This is a genomic window from uncultured Ruegeria sp. (genome assembly GCF_947500045.1).
Taxonomy (GTDB): Bacteria; Pseudomonadota; Alphaproteobacteria; order Rhodobacterales; family Rhodobacteraceae; genus Ruegeria.
In genome coordinates this window covers 1-2965 of the sequence record NZ_CANMQQ010000027.1, presented here as the reverse complement: position 1 = coordinate 2965, position 2965 = coordinate 1, and the positions used below count along the sequence as shown (strand labels likewise).

General features: G+C 59.2%; 4 protein-coding genes. All 4 read left to right on the top strand.

Annotation, left to right across the window (positions count from 1 at the left end; all coding sequences use genetic code 11):
* The coding region (locus tag Q1B46_RS22065) for an amino acid ABC transporter ATP-binding protein (protein WP_299952047.1) at window positions 1-761 on the top strand (761 nt) is incomplete at its 5' end.
* 32 nt (window positions 762-793) lie between these two features.
* Complete coding sequence (locus Q1B46_RS22060) at window positions 794-1516, top strand: transporter substrate-binding domain-containing protein (RefSeq protein WP_299952045.1); 723 nt, start codon at window positions 794-796, stop codon at window positions 1514-1516.
* An 86-nt stretch (window positions 1517-1602) separates the two neighbouring features.
* Complete coding sequence (locus Q1B46_RS22055; RefSeq protein ID WP_299952043.1) at window positions 1603-2490, top strand: ABC transporter permease subunit; 888 nt, start codon at window positions 1603-1605, stop codon at window positions 2488-2490.
* On the top strand, window positions 2487-2965 hold a 479-nt coding region (locus Q1B46_RS22050; protein ID WP_299952041.1), incomplete at its 3' end, for an ABC transporter permease subunit. The genes Q1B46_RS22055 and Q1B46_RS22050, both read left to right, overlap by 4 nt.

The following is a 2965-nucleotide window of genomic DNA, read 5'->3' as shown; positions in this document are numbered from 1 at the left end:
CCGTCATTGAGATCAATAACCTTCACAAAAGTTTTGGCCGCCTTGAGGTTCTCAAGGGTGTGGATATTACCGCGCATCGGGGGGATGTTGTTTCGCTGATCGGGTCTTCTGGGTCTGGCAAGTCGACATTGCTGCGGTGCTGCAATCTGCTGGAAGACAGCCAGCAGGGCGAGATTTTGTTCAAGGGAGAGCCGGTGCGCTGGTCTGGTGAGGGGCACGGGCGTCGTCCGTCTGATCCCAAACAAGTTCTGCGCATCCGAACCAACCTGTCGATGGTGTTTCAGCAATTCAATCTCTGGGCGCATTTGACCATCCTGCAGAATGTGATGGAGGCTCCGGTCACCGTTCTGGGCCGCGACCGGGCCGAGGTCGAGGACAGCGCGCGCAGATATCTGGAAAAGGTGGGCATCGGCGACAAATGCGACGTCTACCCGGCGCAGCTTTCGGGTGGTCAACAACAGCGCGCGGCAATCGCACGCGGGCTTTGCATGGAACCGCAGGCGCTGCTGTTTGATGAACCCACCTCGGCGCTGGATCCGGAACTGGAACAGGAAGTGATCAAGGTGATCAAGGATCTGGCCGCCGAGGGGCGCACTATGATCATCGTGACCCATGACATGAAGATGGCGGCGGATATTTCCAGCCATGTCGTATTCCTGCATCAGGGCCTGATCGAAGAAGAGGGTACGCCCGAAGACATCTTTACTACCCCTGAATCCGAACGGCTTCAGGGCTTTCTCTCCGCCACTCAGGCGGCATAATCACGGACAGAACCAATAAAGGGGAGTTACAAATGAAAAACCTGATTCTGACCACCGCAGCACTGGCGCTGACCGCCGGTATCGCCATGGCCGACACCGTGCGCATGGGCACCGAGGGCGCCTATCCTCCGTACAACTTCATCAACGATGCCGGTGAGGTTGACGGGTTCGAGCGCGAGCTGGGCGATGAGCTGTGCAAGCGCGCAAGTCTGGACTGCGAATGGGTCAAGAATGATTGGGATTCGATCATTCCGAACCTGACTTCGGGCAATTACGATACCATCATGGCGGGCATGTCCATCACCGATGAACGTGACGAAGTGATTGATTTCACGCAAAACTACCTGCCTCCGACCGCATCGGTCTTTGTTGCGACCTCGGCGGATGTCGACACTGCCGGCGGTGTGATCGCGACCCAGACCTCGACCACGCAGGCTTCTTACGTCGCCAATAGCGGCGCAACGCTGGTGGAATTTGCAACCCCCGAGGAAACCATCGCCGCGGTGCGCAACGGTGAGGCGGACGCCGTCTTTGCAGACAAAGACTACCTGCTCCCGATCGTCGAGGAATCGGGGGGTGAGCTTGTCATCGTGGGCGAAGACATCCCGCTGGGTGACGGCGTCGGACTGGGCCTGCGCGAGTCGGATGGCGAGCTGCAGGGCAAGTTCAACGACGCGATCACGTCGATGAAGGACGATGGCTCGCTGAACGAGATGATCGTCAAGTGGTTCGGCGAAGACGCCCCCAGATACTGATCCGACACTGATCCCCGGGCCCGCCATTGTGATGGCGGGCCCGGCTTTGTTCATGTGCATGGCACCGCAGCCTCGCAGGCTTTGAAATGTTCTCTTACTGCTCTGATCCCGATACGCTGGGCACGGTCCGCTGGTTCTCGTGTTATCTGACCAATGGCGTCCACTGGTCGTTCTACCTGTCGTTCCTCAAGGTGCTGGTCCTGCTGGCGATCACCGCCCCGGTGGCCCTGAGCTTTGGTTTTGGCGGCGCGATGGCGGCGCGATCGCATATCCCGCCGGTCAGCTGGCTGGGCAAGGGCTATATCGCCATCGTGCGCGGCGTGCCCGATATCGCGTTTTTCCTGTTCTTCGTGATCGCGCTGGATCAGGGGTTCGAATGGATCAGGCACAAGGTGCTGTGCCCCGGCTGGACCGACCCGATCCGTCAGGGCAGCGATTTCATCGTCTGCCAGCAGGCAAAACTGCCCCTGGGCTCAGCCCCGGAATGGGCACATGAAACCTATGGCTTTTTCCTCGCCGTCATCACCTTTTCCATCGTCTTCGGTGCCTTTGCCGCCAACGTCCTGTTCGGCGGGATGCGCGCGGTGCCGCATGCGCAGCTGGAAACGGCCGAAGCCTATGGCATGAACCGCCGCCAGACGTTCTGGAAAATCCTCGTACCGCAAATGTGGGTCTATGCCCTGCCCGGCCTGTCCAACCTGTGGATGGTGCTGATCAAGGCCACGCCGCTGCTGTTTTTGCTGGGGATCGAAGATATCGTCTATTGGGCGCGCGAGCTGGGCGGCACCAAGACGTCCCGCTTTACCGACTATCCGCATGGCGACTGGCGCATGTGGTATTTCCTCGTCCTGCTGCTCTTTTATCTGGGCATGACCCGTGTCTCAGAGCTTGGGCTTGAGAAACTGATGCGCCGCCTGTCCCACGGTCAGGCCACCTCCGGCGGAGAGCTTTTGCGCAAGGAGACCACCGCATGAGCTGCCTCCAAACCATTCAGGATTATGGCCTGCGGTCGCTGGGCTTCGGCGAACGCCTGCTGCCCAAGACCGACTTTACCTTGTGCGAGCATTTTACCCTGATCGGCTCGGGCATGATCTGGAATATCTATTTCGGCATCATGGCAATGGTCACGGGGTTCTTCCTGGCCACCGCTCTGGCGATGGGCAAGGCATCTTCGAACAAGTGGCTGCGCAAACCGTCCGAGTGGTTCATCTTCCTGTTCCGGGGCTCGCCGCTGTTTATTCAGTTCTTCTTTGCCTATTTCTTCTTCCTGTCGCTGAAGAAACCCTACCCGATGTTCGACGCCTTCACCTCGGCCTGGCTGGGGGCGCTGATCGTGCTGTTTTTGAATACCGCCGCCTATTCGGGCGAGATCTTCTATGGCGCCCTGCGCTCGATCCCCAAGGGCGATATCGAGGCCGCGGATGCCTATGGCATGTCCGGCTGGTCCCG

Coding starts and splice junctions, on each gene's coding strand:
- Q1B46_RS22060 (WP_299952045.1), top strand. CDS start 794: ATGAAAAACCTGATTCTGACCACCGCAGCACTGGCGCTGACCGCCGGT.
- Q1B46_RS22055 (WP_299952043.1), top strand. CDS start 1,603: ATGTTCTCTTACTGCTCTGATCCCGATACGCTGGGCACGGTCCGCTGG.